We start from the raw sequence: 16,706 nt of genomic DNA, 5'->3' as shown, positions 1-16,706 counted from the left end.
AACGCCAAGGAGGCACATTCCAAAGTTTGCGATAAAAGGGAAGAGATGCCCTCTAAAACTATCGCATAACGTGAATAAATAAAGGCAGTAATTATGAAAAACATTTTTGCACTGAGTGCTCTTTCTCTCGCTTTCGCTTCTAGCGCTTTTGCTGGTTCTTCTTACGTAACAGGTAATGTTCAATTCCACGATGATGGTCGAATTCATGGTTCGGACGTTACGTCTACACTGGAAGCTGGTCATACTTTTGATAACCAATTCGGCGGCTTTACGGTTTACACCGAATTTGATGGTATTCAGTTGGGTAAACTGGAAACAGAAAACGGTGGCGCAGGTAACACAACACCAGCAATCACTGTGGGTGGTGAGCAGTCATTTAATATTACCGATCATTTATGGGTTGCCGCGGGTTACCAACACCTGTTCTCTGCTGGCGAGAATGTACAGTACCGTCCATTGGTTAAGATCGGTTACAACTTCGATAACGGCATCTCCTTAAGTAACCGTACTCGTGCGCACATTGATGCGACAGACGCAGATGCGGATACAGATTACCGCATGGACAACCGCATCGGTTACGTGATGAATGAGGATGTGACGCTAAGCTACAACAACGTCTACATGATTGAAGCGGAAACCATGGACCACGAGCTTCGTGCAACGTGGACTCGTAAAGGTGTTCAACCTTACTTTGAGTTCCGTAGTCAAGCACACGGTGCAGAAAACGCGAGTGGTGACAGCCTAGTGAATAACGCTTTTGTATTTGGTGCCTCTTACGGCTTCTAATTTTATATTTGTCTTAACTGTCCATTAAGAAAAAGCCCAGCGGTTTATCTCGCTGGGCTTTGTTTTTATTGGTCGTTGCCTTCGTGGTGGCTATATTCGAACACTTGGCCTTTTTCGTTAAAGGCGTAAACGGTGTAGCTGTCTTTTTTGTCGCCATATTCCATACCAGGGGAGCCCATTGGCATGCCCGGTACTGATAGGCCTTTTGCGTTACGTGGTGGATTTTTCAAAAACGCTTTAATGTCTTCGGCTGGAATGTGACCTTCAAACAGATAGCCGTTGATCTCTGCCGTGTGGCAAGAGTAAAGCTGTTCATTCTTGATGCCTAGATCGCGTTTGATGGCGTTCATGTCATCGTGCAATTTTTCTTCGACCGTAAAGCCGTTCTCTTCCATGTGTTTTGTCCATTCTCCACAACAGCCACAGTATGGTGATTTATGGTTAATGACATCGGCTGCCAATACGTTGGCGGACACGGTCGCAAGCATTGCAAAGGTCAATAGTTTCAACTTCATAATACCCTCAAAAAGAAGTGGTTATTTTACTGAAAACAGTCGTAGTCGATTTGCATTACTAACGACAGTAATTGAAGACAGTGCCATTGCCGCTCCTGCGACAACAGGACTGAGCAAAAATCCAAACGCTGGGTAAAGCACGCCAGCGGCAACTGGAATACCCAACGAGTTGTAAACAAAGGCACCAAATAGGTTTTGCTTCATGTTTTTAAGTGTAGCGCGAGAGAGTTCAATCGCATGTACTACCGCCATTGGTGACGTGTTCAGGATGGTCATTTGCGAACTTTCAATGGCGACATCACTGCCGCTACCCATGGCAATACCTAGGTTGGATAACGCGAGAGCAGGGGCGTCGTTAATGCCATCCCCCACCATTGCCACGACATGTCCTTGAGATTGAAGTTGCTCAATGTGCTGAGCTTTCTCATCTGGCATTACTTGGGCAATCACTTCATCAATACCAAGTTCTTGGCCGATAGCATTGGCAACGTGTTGGTTATCGCCCGTCAGCATTACCGTTTTGATGCCTTGCGATTTTAATGCAGAGAGCGCTTGCTTCGCATCTAATTTGATCGGGTCGGCAATGGCGATCAGACCGATCAGTTCGCCGTTCAATGCCACAGCTACCGGAGTCCACGCATTTTTTGCGCATTCATCGATGGCAGGTTTTAGTGCGCTGGTCTCGACGTTCTCTGCTTGCATAAATTGAAGCGAACCAATGAGCAGCGGTTTATCTTGATACGTCGCCCAAATGCCGCGCCCGCGAACGTTCTCAAACTTGTCTAATGAGACATCCTTTGCGTCGTGTCGTTTGGCGTAATCACATACCGCTTTTGCCAGTGGGTGCTCAGACTGACGCTCTGCCGCATACGCTAAAGCCAATAGATCTTCTTGGCTGGTGGCGTGAGTAAACACTTTCTGAACGCTAGGTTTACCTTGGGTAAGCGTGCCAGTTTTGTCGAACACAACCGTGTCGACTTTGCTTGCCAATTGCAGGGCGTCGGCGTCTTTGATCAGAATGCCGAGCTCTGCGGCTTTACCCACTCCCACCGTGACAGAAAGCGGGGTTGCTAAGCCTAGAGCGCAAGGGCAGGCGATGATCAGGACGGTTGTGGTGACCACCAGCATATAACTCGCTTTTGGCTCTGGGCCAACGGCAAACCAAACGAGCGCGGCCAGTATTGCTATGCCAACAACGACAGGGACAAACACCGATGAAATCTGGTCTGCCAGTTTCGCGATGGCTGGCTTACTGCTTTGCGCTGTGCGCACCATGCGGATGATACGAGCCAGCATGGTATTTGCGCCAATGCCCGTTGCCTCAATGACTAATCCACCATCGGTATTTAATGTCCCAGCAGACACTTGAGCCTCTTGCGCTTTTAATACTGGTACTGGTTCACCAGTGAGCATCGACTCATCAATGTATGATTCACCTTGAATCACAACACCATCAACAGGCACTTTCTCGCCTGGTTTGATACGCAGTTTCATGCCTAGCGTGATTTGCTCAACCGCGATTTGTTGGTCGCCTTGTTCCGTGATTACCGTAGCTTGCTGAGGTTGCAGGTTAATCAGAGCTTGTAAGGAACGTGTTGTGTTTGCTTTGGCTTTTGCTTCTATATAGTGCCCAAGAGAAATTAAGCCGATGATCATTGCACTCGCTTCAAAGTACACGTGGCGTGAAGCAAGAGGGAACCAGTCTGGGAAAATCACCACAAGCATCGAATAGAACCACGCTGCGCCAGTACCGAGCGCGACTAACGTGTCCATGGTGGCGCGCTTATGAGTAGCTGCTAACCAAGCGTTACTGAAGAAGTGTTTCCCTGCTGTGGCAAGAAGGAGTAAACATACGATACCGATCGCGCCCCAAGCTAATTGGTCGTTGGTGTTGCGAATCATCATATTGCCGCCAGCAACGCCCCAAATCATTAAAGGGGCACCGACGACAAGGCCAGCAATAGCATCCAGCTTAAAGCATTTTTGTTGCTGACGTTGTTGCTGTGCTTGCTTTTCTTGCTGGGTTGCGGCGTCTTGTAGGATCTCTGCTTGGTAACCGGCTTGTTTTACCGATTCAACAATTGCGTTAAGGAGGTCATCAGAGTCTTGGCTTGCGAATACTAGTGCGCTTTGTTCTGCGAGGTTGACCTGTGCTTTCTCAACGCCTTCTACGTTAGTAAGTGCTTTCTCTACTGAAGAGACGCAACTCGCACACGTCATGCCTTGAATCAGCATTTGCAATTGAATACTCGCTGGTGGCACCTGCGTATCTTTAATATTGCTTTGCTTTTCTACCTGTTCGGTCTCTGGTGAGCTTTCGTTCTCTACTTCGACAGAATCAAGGTTGGCGGTATAGCCGAGTGTTGCTATTAAGTCGATCACTTGTTGCTCGGAGAGGAGGGTACGAATCTCTAAGTGCGTTGTTGAAGCCTCAAAAGAAATAACGTCTTGATTAGATTCTAATAAAGATGAAAGTTTTTTGACGCAGCCGCCACAGCTTAAGCCTGAAAGGTTTAGTTCGTAGTGATTTCCTGCTTGGTAACCAAGAGATTCAATCGACGAGACGAGCTCTTTAAGAGAAGACTCGGTTTTGACCTCTACTTGCGTCGGGGACAAATTGAGGATCTCCACATCGTGATTTGCATGTAAAGCCTTCTCAACTTTTCTCGCACAGCCCATGCAGTTGAGCCCTGATAAAGGTATAACTAACTGATACATAATCTGCACCTCAATAGTAGTGATGCTATGAGCTTAAACCTTCCTGCAAGGGTAAGGTCAATACCCATTTGCTACTCACAACAATTTCGTCAAAATCTCTCGAATCCCACAAGTGCACGGTCATTTTACTTGCGAGTGATCTCAAGGTTTTTTCTCTTTGAATATAAAGTTCCGTTAAAACACCTAAAAGATGAATGAAGTCGCTCACGTTTTTTAGATACTCTCAATGTCAGTTCAGTGTCAAAACGTACTTTTAACGTTTTTTATTTTTTATATTTGATGTTAACCAATTGTTTTTTATTGATTTATTTTATTTTTGATCTTCTCATTTTGAAGTCGCTCAGATTGCTGTAGCGAAAGTTTTTTAGTGCGAAAAAAGTTTGTCATATTTGCCCCGTCCAAACACTGTTTCAAGTTCCTGCCATGTCCTAGTTAGTGAATTTGAAAATGGAAAAAACTAAAAATATAGGGGTTTATAATGTCTTACCTAAAGAAAAGCCTACTTGCCACGGCAATTACCGGCATGATGTTCAGTGGTGCTGCATTTGCTGATGGTGCAAACAGTGACGCAGCAAAAGAGTTTCTAACCAAAGATTCATTTTCTTATGAAGTTTACGGAATCATCGCGATGCAGGCCGCGTACCGCGATTACGATTCTGGTAGCAAAGCAACGGACGATGATTTGGGTGGCATGCAGCTAAACAACGAATCTCGTATTGGTTTCCGTGGTAAAAAACAATTTGCTAACTTCGACCCTACTTTTATTTGGCAAATCGAAGGCGGTTATGTAGACCCTAGCTTTGGTGGCGAGGGCGCAGGTCTTGGTGAACGTGACACATTCGTCGGTTTTGAAAGTGCATCTTGGGGTCAAATTCGTCTGGGTCGCGTTTTGACACCTATGTACGAATTGGTTGACTGGCCAGCATCTAACCCTGGTCTCGGCGATGTATACGACTGGGGTGGTGCTATTGGTGGCGCCAAGTACCAAGACCGTCAATCAAACACTATCCGCTGGGACTCTCCAATGTTTGCTGACAAATTCTCCCTAGATATCGCAGCTGGTGCAGGTGATAAAGCAGGTCTAGGTGAAGGGGATGACTACTGGGGTGGTATCGCAGCACACTACAAAATTGGTCCTATCCAGTTAGATGCGGCATATGAAGGTAACCGTAATATCAAGATGGAAAGCCAAACGTGGGAAAACAACACGTACTTGATAGGGGCACAAGGCTGGTTTGATAACGGGATCTCTTTCTTTGCGCAATACAAATACATGGAAGCGGACGCAAGCAATGGTGTGAGTGAAAAGCAAGATGCAATGTCTGCCGCTATCATGTACACCACGGGTGATTGGCAATACAAACTGGCTTACGCCGCTAACTTTGATCTCGAGCGTGATGGTAAGAAAATTAACGATACAGCGGACGATGTGTTATCAGCACAAGTTATGTATTTCGTAGACCCATCGGCAGTGCTGTACGTACGTGCTCGTACTCTAGACTTTGGCGACGGTGCGTCTCAATTAGATAAACCAACAGAAGCACGTTGGAAGTCTGCTGACTACGACGAGTTCTCTGTAGGTGTTGAATACTACTTCTAATTAAAGAAGCAGCTAAAAGGGCGGAAACGCCCTTTTTATCTTGATACTTATTCAAATAAGCCTTTGAAATGACTGGCCTGTAAGTTTTAGAGGCTTATCTAAATTGGTATAAAGTGAGAAACCATGATGAAAAAAACAACGACACTTCTCGGACTTTGCGCAATGCTTTCGGCGCCAGCTTTTGCTGCTCAACTCACTCTGCAATCTGAATTAGTTCCTCGCGTTCTCAACGGCGAGTTCGTCTACCCTGAGTGGATATCCAAGAACAACAGCATCGAGTTAAAGGATGGGGAAAACCAATTGGCGGTAACGGTTGGACAAATCGTATTTGAAGATGGAAAGCGCCGTAAATTCGATTCGCAGCCGCTGGTATTAGAGTTTGATGCAGAAAAAGACACCGAGCTTTCTCTGACTTATCAAACATTCCGTACTATTGAAGAGGCGAGAGCCTTCGAACTCGATCCTAAAGTGGTATTGAAAGACAAAAACGGAAAAGAAGTGGCATTCTCTATGGTTCAACTTCGTAAAGGTGGTTTGCAAGGTTTTCGTGATTATGAACGAGAAGTTGCCGACTATAATAACGCAATGAATAAAGAATCGACTAAGGCAAGCATTGCGTCTTCTCCAGCGGAAACCAAAACAATCAAAGCATCGTTTAATGAATTGAGCCGTGAAGAGCAGCAAGAATTTATGCAATGGGCAATGCGTAACCTGAAGTAATTTCGTCTCGTGCTTTAACAGTAAATAGCAGGGCTGTGCCTTTTTGGTTCTGCCCTGTTTTTATTTCTGTTGTCAAACCGATTGTAGAATTGACTTACGGTGGTAAAATGTCGCCACTTTTATCCTTGACATTACAACGAGAGATCTCTCGTTGCTCATTACCCCTAAGGAACTCAAATGACGGTTAAAACTCGTTTTGCTCCTAGCCCAACTGGCTATCTACACGTTGGTGGTGCGCGTACTGCACTTTACTCTTGGCTATACGCTAAAAACCAAGGTGGTGAATTCGTTCTACGTATCGAAGATACAGACCTTGAGCGTAACTCTCAGGAAGCGGTTGATGCAATTCTTGAAGGCATGGAATGGCTAGGCTTGGAGTGGGATGAAGGTCCTTACTACCAAACTCAACGTTTTGACCGTTACAACGAAATGGTTGATAAGCTTCTTGCTGAAGACAAAGCTTACAAATGTTACGCGTCTAAAGAGCTGCTAGATGAAATCCGTGCAGAGCAAGAAGCAAATAAAGAAATGCCTCGCTACGATGCTAACCATCCAAAAATCAAAGCAGCAAACGAAGCGGCAAAAGATGGTGATCCATGTGTTATCCGTTTCCGTAACCCGAAAGAAGGCAGCGTAGTATTTGATGATCAAATCCGTGGTCGCATTGAAATCCGCAACGATCAAATGGATGACCTAATCATTCGTCGTACTGACGGTTCACCTACTTACAACTTCTGTGTAGTAGTGGATGACTGGGACATGGGTATCACTCACGTTGTTCGTGGCGAAGACCACATCAACAACACCCCTCGTCAAATCAACATCTACGAAGCACTAGGTGCGCCAGTACCTACATTTGCACACTGTGCAATGATCCTGGGTGATGACGGCGCGAAACTGTCTAAACGTCACGGCGCTGTATCAGTCATGCAATACCGCGATATGGGCTACCTGCCTGCGGCACTAAACAACTACCTAGTGCGCCTTGGTTGGTCTCATGGTGACCAAGAAATCTTCTCTCAAGAAGAGATGATCAATCTATTTAGCCTAAACGCAGTATCTAAGTCAGCGTCTGCTTTTAACACTGACAAACTGCAATGGTTGAACAACCACTACATCAAGAACTCAGATCCTGCGTACGTTGCTGAGCATCTACAATGGCATCTAGACCAACAAAAACTAGACGTAACGAATGGTCCTGCTATTACTGACGTGATCAAGCTGGTGGGTGAGCGTTGCAACACACTAGTTGAGCTAGCTGAGCAAATCCGTTACTTCTATGAAGATTTCTCTGAGTTTGAAGCGGGCGCAGCGAAGAAACACCTGCGTGGCGTGGCTAAAGAGCCTCTAGAACTTGCATTAGCGAAAGTGGAAGCACTAACTGAATGGACGACAGCGAACATCAAAGATGGCGTTATCGCAGCAGTATGTGAAGAGTTGGAAATCGGCATGGGCAAAATCGGTATGCCATTACGTGTTGCTGTAACAGGCGGCGGTCAGTCTCCTTCTGTCGATGCAGTAATGGAGCTGGTTGGAAAAGAGCGCTGTATTGCTCGCATTAAGATGGCGCTTGAGTTCATTGCTGAGCGTGAAGCAAACGCATAATTGCTTTGAACTGAACGTTCTTTTGAATAAATAGTCACAAAGCCGCGGTGAGCAACCGCGGCTTTTTTGTATCTTCAATTTAGATAACGAGAAACTTTCTCTCATATTGGTGAATGAAGAGATGGTTTCACCTGTAATTTACCTCAATATGGATAAGATTTTTTAATCCAAATATCGTTGGCATGAATAAAAAACGAGCGATTATATATCAAATATCTGATTGATTTTTATCCATGTTCCTTAAAGTTCCATTTTATTTGTCTCATTTTTAAGAAAAATCTTTGCTTTAGCTATGTTGTTCCAAAAATTAAAGCAAACGTTTGCGTCGTGGTTGCGTGGGGATTTTTTTGCTTAAGATCACATGTTGTCGAGATTTTTGATGACAATAAATTGACAGAATTGGGATTTTTCTCGCGATTTCTTAGCGTTATAGTTCATCCCGTCAGCGATACCGAGATGGCGATATGTATCACTGAACAGGAAATGTACGTAAGTTGCTTCCATAAAAAAAATGCATGTGCATAAAAAGAAGCTGACTAAGTATCTCACTCAAGGAATGAATAAAAAGAATTGAAATACAACGTCAGTCAGACGGCGCATTTCGGCATCTAACAAAAGAACTTCTTTAGAGGAATCAATAATGAAAAAATTAGCAGCGGTAATTTCAGCGTCTCTACTTATGGCTTCAGCAGCACAAGCAGAAGTATACGTTGGTGGTAAGATGGGTAAGTCATGGATGGAAGACGCGTGTGTAGCGGGCCAGGCTTGTGACAAAGACGATTCTACTCTTGGCGCTTTTGTTGGTTACGAAATGAATAAATACTTCGCAGTAGAAGCGGGTTTCGACAACATCGGTGATTTTAACCAAACTTCTTTCGGTGGCCACGTAGAAGCGATCACTCTTGCTCCTAAATTTAGCCTACCAATCACTGAAGACATCGCACTTTACGGTAAAGTGGGTGGCGCTTACGTAATGTTTGATGGCAAAGATGATTACTCTTACCTAGGCGCGGCTGGTCTTGAATTCAACCTAAGCCAAAACGTAACAGCTCGTGCGGAATACCAAACACTGACTGACATCAGCAACGATGTAACTCGTGCGACAGGTAACACTGCAACACTAGGTGTTTCTTTCAAATTCGGCGGCAACGATGAGCCAGTAATCGTAGAAGAGCCAGTTGTTGTTGAAGAAGTGGTTGTAGAGGAAGTGGTAGAAGAGCCAGTTGTAGTTACGAAAACATTCGAAACTCAAACAATTGGTACAGGTAGCTTCGATCTAAACAGCACAACTCTAAAACCAGAGAGCGCTGCAAAACTTGATAACCTAGTTGCTTTCCTAAACGAGCACCCACAAGCGAACGTTGAAGTTGTAGGTTACACAGATACGTCTGGTCCAGCAGCTTACAACCTAAAAGTTTCTGAAAAGCGTGCTGAGTCTGTTGCTAACGCACTCGTTGAAAAAGGTATTGATTCATCACGTATCCAAGCTCGTGGCGAAGGTGAAAACAACCCAATCGCTTCAAACGACACTCGTGAAGGTCGTCAACAAAACCGTCGCGTAGAAGTCGTTGTTCCAGAATTTGAATACCAAGTTCAGCAATAAGCTCCTATTCGACCGTAGTATAGAAGACTGAAGCTGAAAGCCCCAAAGAGTTCGCTCTTTGGGGCTTTTTATTTCTCTTTAAAAACTGACTGAAATGTTCAAAGTGGCTAGGTATTACTTAAGATCAATGCTGTTTAAACGCCCCATAAATGTCAGGATCTCCAAGTTATCTTTATGTGCTTCTAACAACGCTTTTTTGGTTTGCATGTAGGCGGCAAGTTTGCCGTACTTACTAATGGAGCGAACCACCGTTTTATATTTATACTCACCGTCATCATTGAACTCTCGCCACTTGGCGATGTAACACGTATCTCGGTTGTCAGGGTTTTCAAGAGTAGGGTTAGGCTTGTGAACGATTTTAGGCTCAACGCTATGTGGAAGCCTGGTCATTAGGTAAGGGTCTTTCAAAAGACGTCGCCAGAATTTGCCCCACATTTGCCGGCCTAACTCGTTTCTCAGCTTAATGGCTTTTTGTAAGCCTTTCTTTTCTCCAATACGAACAAATCCTACCGAGCGGTGTAGTACCGTATCCTCGGGGGTATGGATATGTATCTTAAAGGCTGTCTTGCCTTTAGAAATAAAGCGGTGTCCAGTGTTAGTTATTAAATTGCTCTTAGACATAGTGCTAACTAATAATTTTATTAATAGCTAAAAGGGTAAGCAAAACTCATAGATAATTAAAGTAATAAAATACAAAACTGTAAATAGGGCTTGTTGAAATGATTTCAAGTGGAAGAAGTCAGATCAGTAGAAGACTTTATCCCGTAACCGAAACACCTGATCCGATCATATTGATTACTGGGAAGATTATCTAACACGATGTACTAGGGGGAGCAGTGCGAGGCTTGAAATTGAAGATACAAAAAAGCCTTAGCTCAAGTGGGAGCTAAGGCCATGATATGGCGCCCCCAGTAGGATTCGAACCTACGACCTGTCCCTTAGGAGGGGACTGCGCTATCCAGCTGTGCCATGGGGGCGTAATACCAATAGTTGCAGTTCATTGCACTGTTTTACTGAGTTCAAATCTAGCAATCTACCTAGATCTGTATCAGCATCACGTTGAACGATTCGCTACGGTCATTGGTATAATCAAATAAGATGCGCTGCCTATGATATTCAAAAGTGAGCATATCTCAAGACTTAATGTTTGCTTTTATAGGATCTTGTTCATTACGTCGCCAATTTGAACGCTAGACGCTAAATTTGGCTGATCAATCGTCAGTTCCGCTTCGTGTTCGTATATGCGTGATACCGTTAATGTAATTTCGCTTTGCGAGACTTTGTTTCTTGGCAATCCATTTTGGTCGATAAACGACGCGGTGTGCCAAAGCTGTAATTTGTCTCCCTCTTTTACGCCGTGCATACGGCCGAGATCCATCGTTACGGTATTACCGAAGACTGCCACAACCTCTGGCAGTGTAATTTTGCAAGATAGCTCCGACTCCAGATCCAACATAATATTGCGACTAACGCGAAGCATCATCTCGCCATAGGTCGATGCCCAAAAACGTGCACTACGAGTGTCCACTTGACTCGTCTTAGCAAATGGCCAACGCGCGACCTCACGGTAGGCTTTGTTGAAGATTTCATGGCCAGTTTTACCATCAAATACTTTCATTTCTAACGCAAACTGACGATTGATGATGTCATCTTGCAATAGTTGAGATTCGACCGTTGCAGTGAGATCGGTAATGACCCCTCCAATGATGTATTGTGCGCCATTGTCTTGCGCGATCATTTGAGTGCGAGCAGGATAGTTGCTGCTTATTGAGTAGTCCGTTGTACCAACAGACACAAAGCTGCGTGAGGTTTGATCAAGTTGACGGTTCACTACGTGGCTAAAATCGTCACCAACTTGATAAATTTGTCCCATCACTGCTTGTTGTGGTGATGCGACCTCAATATTGCCGACCAGCATTGTCTTTTTGTATTGATCGGTGTGGCAACCCGTTGCCGATGGATAAATATCAACGCGGATTTTTACCTCGACTTTACCGCGACGTTTGCGTTCAGACTCCACCAAAATGTAACGGACTTCATGATTGGTAAACTGGTATTCGTTGCGACTTTCTTCTAATAGCGGCATCAAGTTGCTAATACTGCCAATATCTGCGCCCGAAAAATTGACGGCTTTGAACAGCGCGTCTTCCAACGCATGGAGCCTTGCCGTCTCTTCTGAAGAAACGATGGTGGCAACGCCTGTGACTTCATACCAAGATGCCATTACCTTAAAAGGCACAAGCATCACTAAAGTGATTGAAAACAGACTGTTTAATATTTTTTTCATTGGTTACAACCGTTCGGGTATAAATATTGCTTTAACAAATTCAGTGAAGTTTGGTGGGTTTTTCTTCGTTAGGCAAACAAAGAAAAGCAAAGACTGTTCCAATATTCACTTTCTTGGAAAGGAATTAATAAAGAACGGTATCACCTAAGATTATCTGGAGAATCAAACCATGAAAAAGTGGCTTGTCGCTGCATCGATGATGACGCTTCTGACATCGTGCGCGTACTCACCGATTTACAATGGTAAAGAACCTTACTCGGGAAGCCAGTTCATGCTGATGGATAGTCCGCGTCATACGATGGACTTTTTCATTGAGAGCATGACAGAAGACCTGATGGTTTCTAATGTGGCAGTATCAGCGCGGACACCGATTGCGATTACCTCGTTTGTTGATCTACAAAATATGGATGCAACAAACTGGTTAGGTAACTCGGTCTCTGAAGGTTTTATCCATCAGTTTCAGCGCCGAGGGTTTAAAGTGGTTGATTTCAAAACTACGGGCTCTATTCAAGTGACGCAGCAGGGCGATTTTGCTTTAAGTCGTGATTGGCAAGATTTAGCTCAAGAGCAGCAAATTCAGTATGTACTGACCGGAACAATGTTGCGCCAAGAGGGCGGAGTGCTTGTCAATGCACGCGTGGTTGGCATGCAAAGCCGTGTAGTTGTAGCGACAGCGCAAGGTTTCCTTCCGGCTGACCGTATTGGGCGTGACTTAGATACGTTAAATAGCATCCGCACACAAGATGGTGTGTTGATTCGTTCTGACCCTACCATTCGTCAGCCGTACACTGTGATTCTCCGTCCATAGGATAGAAGCATGAAGAAGTTATTATTTATTGTTGCCACACTGATATTGGTTGGGTGTCAGCCATTACAACAGATGCGTCAAGATGAAATCTTAGTGGCGGTGGGCTACGCCAGCGTCAGTGAGCAAACAGGCCGCACAGTAGAAGAAAAGCGTGTACGAGCAATGCGCGCATCAAAAATTGATGCTTATCGTGAGCTAGCAGAGCAAGTTTATGGCATGCGTGTTAGTGGACGTGCAGAGCTGCAAGACCAGCGTTTGGGTATTGAAAGCACCACTGGTGCCGTCGATGGTGTAATTCGTGGTGCAGAAGTTGTGCGTAGTTATCTTGTTGAAGACAGTTATGTGACTGAGCTGCGTCTGGATATCCGTAAGATGGATAAGCTACGTGATTATGGAGAAGTTCAGCAGGTGCCTGAGAAGCGTCAGCAAACCTTGTTTTAAACCATTTCACTAGACAGATAATCTTTTTGAGCGGCTTATTGGTAACAATGAGTCGCTTTTTTATATCTACGTGAGCGCGGGAATTGAGGGTAGGAGTGACGTTTAAGCTTTTATATTGGTGCCAAGCGTCGAGATGGTGTGGGTTTTTCCGCCCGCATTGTAGGTCATGCCAACTTTGCCATGAGTTCGCTGAAGCATGTTGTTGAGTTTATTGAAGCTCAGCTGTGCGCGACTAAGCGATTCGCCATTTACTTGGTTAACTTGTTGACAGTCTAGGACGATTGATTGGATTTGAGCAACAACCTGACTTAGGTGCTCATCTTCAGTAAGTTGATTGACGTGCGGGTGAGAGGCGATTCGCTGATCAGTCGTTCTGAGCTGATCAATGAGCGTCATCTTCTGTTTGGCAATGTTCTCAATCTCGGTAGAGACACGCGCCGTGATTGCTTGTGTTTCTTGGCGTAAAACAGCGGAAAGTGCCTTAGCATTTTCTAGCTGGAAATTAACGAGATCGACTAATGCTGCCATAAAATACTTACCTTCGGCCTAAGTCAGTTAGCTTTTGCCTTGCAATTCGTTTTCAAACTTAATCATGTTGTCAGCCAATTTTTCAGGATCGACTTTGTATGAACCGTTTGTGATAGCTTCTTTGATTGCTGCAACTTTGGCGCTGTCATATGCCGGAGAAGCTGCCATATCCTTCTGGAGTTTACTGACGGCTTTACTTTGCTGGCTGAGTGATACTGCGTCTTGTTGCGCTGGCGCCTTTTTTGATTCTGTCGTGCTGGTAGCATTGGAATCGTTACGTGCAGGTGCGCGACTTGTTGTCGTCATCATTTGCCCTGAACGTATATTATCTATACCTGCCATGTTTAACCTTTGCCTTGTATCGTAATACTGGTATCCAGACTATCGACCAGCGCAAAAATAACTTTAGTCATTTTTTGCATTTTTATTGATCAGTTTAAACACGCTACCAGTGGGTATTAAAAATTAACAGTGATTTCCGCAATGTCAGTCACTATGCCTTCTATTATACGTTGTGACTTATCATTTTTCACTCTTACTTGATCGCCAGCTGAACCATCCTGCAATGCTGTGCCTTGCGTTGTGATCGTCATTCCAGAATTCACCGCTTTGATAATGACCTTTTCATTTCGGCATACCACACAAACATCATTTCTCTCTACGACATCGCCTAAACGAACATTACGCTTTAGCTTTGCCCCAACCACTTGATCGTAGCTAGAAAATCCATCTTTACGAAAGCGCTGTAGCTCGATCATGGAAGTGGTAACATCCGATGCGCTGACGATTTCTCCTCTCCCTAGTGTTCGTGTAGCGACGATCATTGGTACTGATACCGAGATCCTCACAGGGACATAGACTTTCCAGTCATCCGGTTGGCATTCCACTAACACATTGATGTTACTTCTCGTGCTGCTGGTGGAAGAGGCAGATGTATCTAACGGAACAGGGCAATCCGTTGCTTTTATTCTCGAGTCGATCTCTGCCGCATTAACAGATAGCTCGCCACCATCAGGCTGATCAACCGTAGCAAGAATATGTTGTTCTGCTGCTGTTTTTATTTGCTCGATCTGATTATCTGAAGCTGAATGAACAAAAAAGCTAAACATACTGAGCAAAATGCCGATAGACTTAGCGTACTTTGTAATTAGCGCTCTACATATTGTCATAGTCAATGGTGTCGAAGTGAAAGTGAAATACGCCATACTGTCTCCCTGGTATCGTGCTTGCCAGTGGTAGAGTATCATTTAAAAACAAAAAGTTTGAGATGGAGATGAGCATATGACGGGGATTCTTGACTCGGTGAATCAGCGTACGCAACTCGTCGGTCAGAACCGATTGGAATTATTGACCTTTCGACTGATGGGCCGACAGCGCTACGGCATTAACGTATTCAAAGTGAAAGAAGTACTACAGTGCCCTAAGCTGACTTCAATGCCAAATCTACACCCTCTGGTTAAAGGTATCGCTCATATCCGCGGCCATACCGTGTCCGTTATTGATTTGAGCCTGGCAATTGGTGGCCGCCCAACCACTGATTTAGATAAATGTTTTGTTGTTATTGCAGAATTTAACCGTACGATCCAAGCATTTTTGGTATCATCGGTTGAGCGTATTATCAATATGCATTGGGAAGCGATTTTGCCACCGCCAGACGGCGCAGGTAAAGCGCACTACTTGACTGCCGTGACAAACATTGACAATGAGCTGGTTGAAATCCTTGACGTTGAAAAAATCCTGGCAGAAATTGCGCCAGTTGATGAAACGATGGATTCCGCTATTGGCGAAGAAATCGCACAAGCAGAACAAGAAAAGCCTATTGTACGCCGCATACTGATTGCTGATGACTCGACGGTCGCGCGTAAACAGGTAGAGCGTGCGATTACATCCATCGGTTTTGAGGTCGTATCTGTCAAAGACGGCAAAGAAGCGTACAATAAGTTGATTGAAATGGCTCAAGAAGGCAATATCTACGATCAAATTTCGTTGGTTATTTCCGATATTGAAATGCCAGAAATGGACGGCTATACCTTAACGGCTGAAATTCGCAGACATGCCGATTTGAAAGACCTTTATGTTATCCTCCATTCTTCATTAAGTGGTGTATTCAACCAAGCTATGGTTGAGCGTGTAGGTGCCAACACCTTCATTGCGAAATTTAACCCAGATGAGTTGGGTAACGCGGTTAAATCTGCATTAACACAATAAAAGAGACATTAATGACTGCTATTACAATCAGTGATCAAGAGTATCGTGACTTTAGCCGTTTTCTAGAATCGCAATGTGGCATCGTGTTAGGTGATAGCAAGCAATACCTCGTGCGTAGCCGACTGAGTCCTTTAGTGACGAAGTTTAAGCTCGCATCGTTATCAGATTTGCTACGTGATGTTGTTACAGGGCGTAATCGAGAATTACGAGTCGCCGCTGTGGATGCGATGACGACTAACGAAACCTTGTGGTTTCGAGATACTTATCCGTTCACGGTTTTAGCTGACAAATTATTGCCAGAAGTAGCGGCAAGCAAGCGCCCAATTAAGATCTGGTCTGCTGCCAGTTCATCGGGCCAAGAACCGTATTCTATTGCAATGACGATCCTGGAAACGCAACAGCGCAAGCCGGGCTTGTTACCAAACGTGTCCATTACAGCCACAGATATTTCGGCAAGTATGCTCGAGATGTGTCGTGCAGGGGTGTACGACAACTTGGCTTTGGGTCGCGGGCTTTCACCAGAACGTCGTCGCACCTTCTTTGAAAATGCGGACGGTGGTCGCATGAAAGTCAAAGATAACGTCAAGCGTTTGGTGAACTTTCGTCCACAAAACTTGATGGACAGTTACGCACTGATGGGTAAGTTCGACATCATTTTCTGTCGTAACGTATTGATTTACTTTTCTCCAGAAATGAAATCTAAAGTGCTTAACCAAATGGCGAGCAGTTTAAACCCTGGTGGTTACTTGCTGTTAGGGGCATCAGAGTCGCTAACTGGTCTGACTGATAAATTTGAAATGGTGCGCTGTAATCCGGGCATCATTTACAAGCTTAAATAGCGGTATCTCTTCATTGATAGAAAAGCCTGACTTCGTGTCAGGCTTTTT

The 16,706-nt window shown here is 44.7% G+C and carries 16 protein-coding genes and 1 tRNA gene; 9 read left to right on the top strand and 8 right to left on the bottom strand.

Annotated features, from left to right (window positions below; translation table 11 throughout):
* The first annotated feature begins 93 nt into the window (after positions 1-93).
* On the top strand, positions 94-786 hold the full coding sequence (locus tag IJ23_RS17535) for an oligogalacturonate-specific porin KdgM family protein (RefSeq protein ID WP_005382004.1): 693 nt from the start codon (positions 94-96) through the stop codon (positions 784-786).
* 65 nt (positions 787-851) lie between these two features.
* On the opposite strand, the gene IJ23_RS17530 is transcribed toward IJ23_RS17535, so the two are convergent.
* Positions 852-1,301: a DUF411 domain-containing protein gene (locus IJ23_RS17530; RefSeq protein ID WP_005382005.1), complete on the bottom strand. Its 450-nt coding sequence runs from the start codon at positions 1,299-1,301 to the stop codon at positions 852-854.
* A gap of 21 nt (positions 1,302-1,322) precedes the next feature.
* Complete coding sequence (locus IJ23_RS17525; RefSeq protein WP_033906931.1) at positions 1,323-4,019, bottom strand: heavy metal translocating P-type ATPase; 2,697 nt, start codon at positions 4,017-4,019, stop codon at positions 1,323-1,325.
* 478 nt (positions 4,020-4,497) lie between these two features.
* On the opposite strand from IJ23_RS17525, the gene chiP reads away from it, so the two are divergent.
* The 4 genes from chiP (at position 4,498) to IJ23_RS17505 (ending at position 9,547) form a co-directional block, all read left to right on the top strand.
* Positions 4,498-5,619: a chitoporin gene (gene chiP, locus IJ23_RS17520; RefSeq protein ID WP_033906930.1), complete on the top strand. Its 1,122-nt coding sequence runs from the start codon at positions 4,498-4,500 to the stop codon at positions 5,617-5,619.
* 123 nt (positions 5,620-5,742) lie between these two features.
* Positions 5,743-6,339: a YccT family protein gene (locus IJ23_RS17515; protein ID WP_005382008.1), complete on the top strand. Its 597-nt coding sequence runs from the start codon at positions 5,743-5,745 to the stop codon at positions 6,337-6,339.
* Positions 6,340-6,516: 177 nt separating this feature from the next.
* Complete coding sequence (gene gltX / locus IJ23_RS17510; RefSeq protein ID WP_005384075.1) at positions 6,517-7,944, top strand: glutamate--tRNA ligase; 1,428 nt, start codon at positions 6,517-6,519, stop codon at positions 7,942-7,944.
* 640 nt (positions 7,945-8,584) lie between these two features.
* Positions 8,585-9,547 (top strand): OmpA family protein, encoded by a 963-nt coding sequence (locus tag IJ23_RS17505; protein ID WP_005382010.1) that lies wholly within the window; start codon positions 8,585-8,587, stop codon positions 9,545-9,547.
* A gap of 114 nt (positions 9,548-9,661) precedes the next feature.
* On the opposite strand, the gene IJ23_RS17500 is transcribed toward IJ23_RS17505, so the two are convergent.
* The 3 genes from IJ23_RS17500 to IJ23_RS17490 all read right to left on the bottom strand — a co-directional run bounded on the left by IJ23_RS17500 (position 9,662) and on the right by IJ23_RS17490 (position 11,834).
* The gene (locus IJ23_RS17500; protein ID WP_005382011.1) at positions 9,662-10,168 is read right to left on the bottom strand and encodes a hypothetical protein; all 507 of its coding nucleotides are present in this window, start codon (positions 10,166-10,168) and stop codon (positions 9,662-9,664) included.
* A 279-nt stretch (positions 10,169-10,447) separates the two neighbouring features.
* Positions 10,448-10,524 (bottom strand) — tRNA-Arg (locus tag IJ23_RS17495).
* Positions 10,525-10,700: 176 nt separating this feature from the next.
* Entirely contained in the window at positions 10,701-11,834 is a 1,134-nt protein-coding gene (locus IJ23_RS17490; protein ID WP_005382012.1) for a flagellar assembly protein FlgT, read from the bottom strand.
* 169 nt (positions 11,835-12,003) lie between these two features.
* On the opposite strand from IJ23_RS17490, the gene IJ23_RS17485 reads away from it, so the two are divergent.
* A complete protein-coding gene (locus IJ23_RS17485; RefSeq protein WP_005382013.1) occupies positions 12,004-12,642 on the top strand; it encodes a FlgO family outer membrane protein in 639 nt (212 codons plus the stop codon).
* A gap of 9 nt (positions 12,643-12,651) precedes the next feature.
* Positions 12,652-13,083 carry a flagellar assembly lipoprotein FlgP gene (gene flgP / locus IJ23_RS17480; RefSeq protein WP_005382014.1) on the top strand — a complete coding sequence of 144 codons (432 nt, stop codon included), beginning with the start codon at positions 12,652-12,654 and terminating at the stop codon, positions 13,081-13,083.
* Positions 13,084-13,185: 102 nt separating this feature from the next.
* On the opposite strand, the gene IJ23_RS17475 is transcribed toward flgP, so the two are convergent.
* The 3 genes from IJ23_RS17475 to flgA all read right to left on the bottom strand — a co-directional run bounded on the left by IJ23_RS17475 (position 13,186) and on the right by flgA (position 14,816).
* On the bottom strand, positions 13,186-13,611 hold the full coding sequence (locus tag IJ23_RS17475; protein ID WP_005382015.1) for a flagella synthesis protein FlgN: 426 nt from the start codon (positions 13,609-13,611) through the stop codon (positions 13,186-13,188).
* A 27-nt stretch (positions 13,612-13,638) separates the two neighbouring features.
* On the bottom strand, positions 13,639-13,953 hold the full coding sequence (gene flgM, locus IJ23_RS17470; RefSeq protein WP_005382018.1) for a flagellar biosynthesis anti-sigma factor FlgM: 315 nt from the start codon (positions 13,951-13,953) through the stop codon (positions 13,639-13,641).
* Positions 13,954-14,069: 116 nt separating this feature from the next.
* Positions 14,070-14,816, bottom strand: a complete 747-nt coding sequence (gene flgA / locus IJ23_RS17465; RefSeq protein WP_005382020.1) for a flagellar basal body P-ring formation chaperone FlgA — start codon at positions 14,814-14,816, stop codon at positions 14,070-14,072.
* 76 nt (positions 14,817-14,892) lie between these two features.
* Here flgA and IJ23_RS17460 point away from each other — a divergent pair, with 76 nt between their 5' ends.
* Together IJ23_RS17460 and IJ23_RS17455 are read left to right on the top strand one after the other, a co-directional pair.
* Positions 14,893-15,819 carry a chemotaxis protein CheV gene (locus IJ23_RS17460; RefSeq protein ID WP_005382022.1) on the top strand — a complete coding sequence of 309 codons (927 nt, stop codon included), beginning with the start codon at positions 14,893-14,895 and terminating at the stop codon, positions 15,817-15,819.
* 11 nt (positions 15,820-15,830) lie between these two features.
* Entirely contained in the window at positions 15,831-16,658 is an 828-nt protein-coding gene (locus IJ23_RS17455; RefSeq protein ID WP_005382024.1) for a CheR family methyltransferase, read from the top strand.
* The last annotated feature ends 48 nt before the right edge of the window (positions 16,659-16,706 follow it).

Source organism: Vibrio sp. OY15 (assembly GCF_000742455.1).
GTDB classification, from domain to species: Bacteria; Pseudomonadota; Gammaproteobacteria; order Enterobacterales; family Vibrionaceae; genus Vibrio; species Vibrio alginolyticus.
Note: the sequence above shows the minus strand (reverse complement) of the source record. Positions and strands in the feature narration are given on the sequence as shown.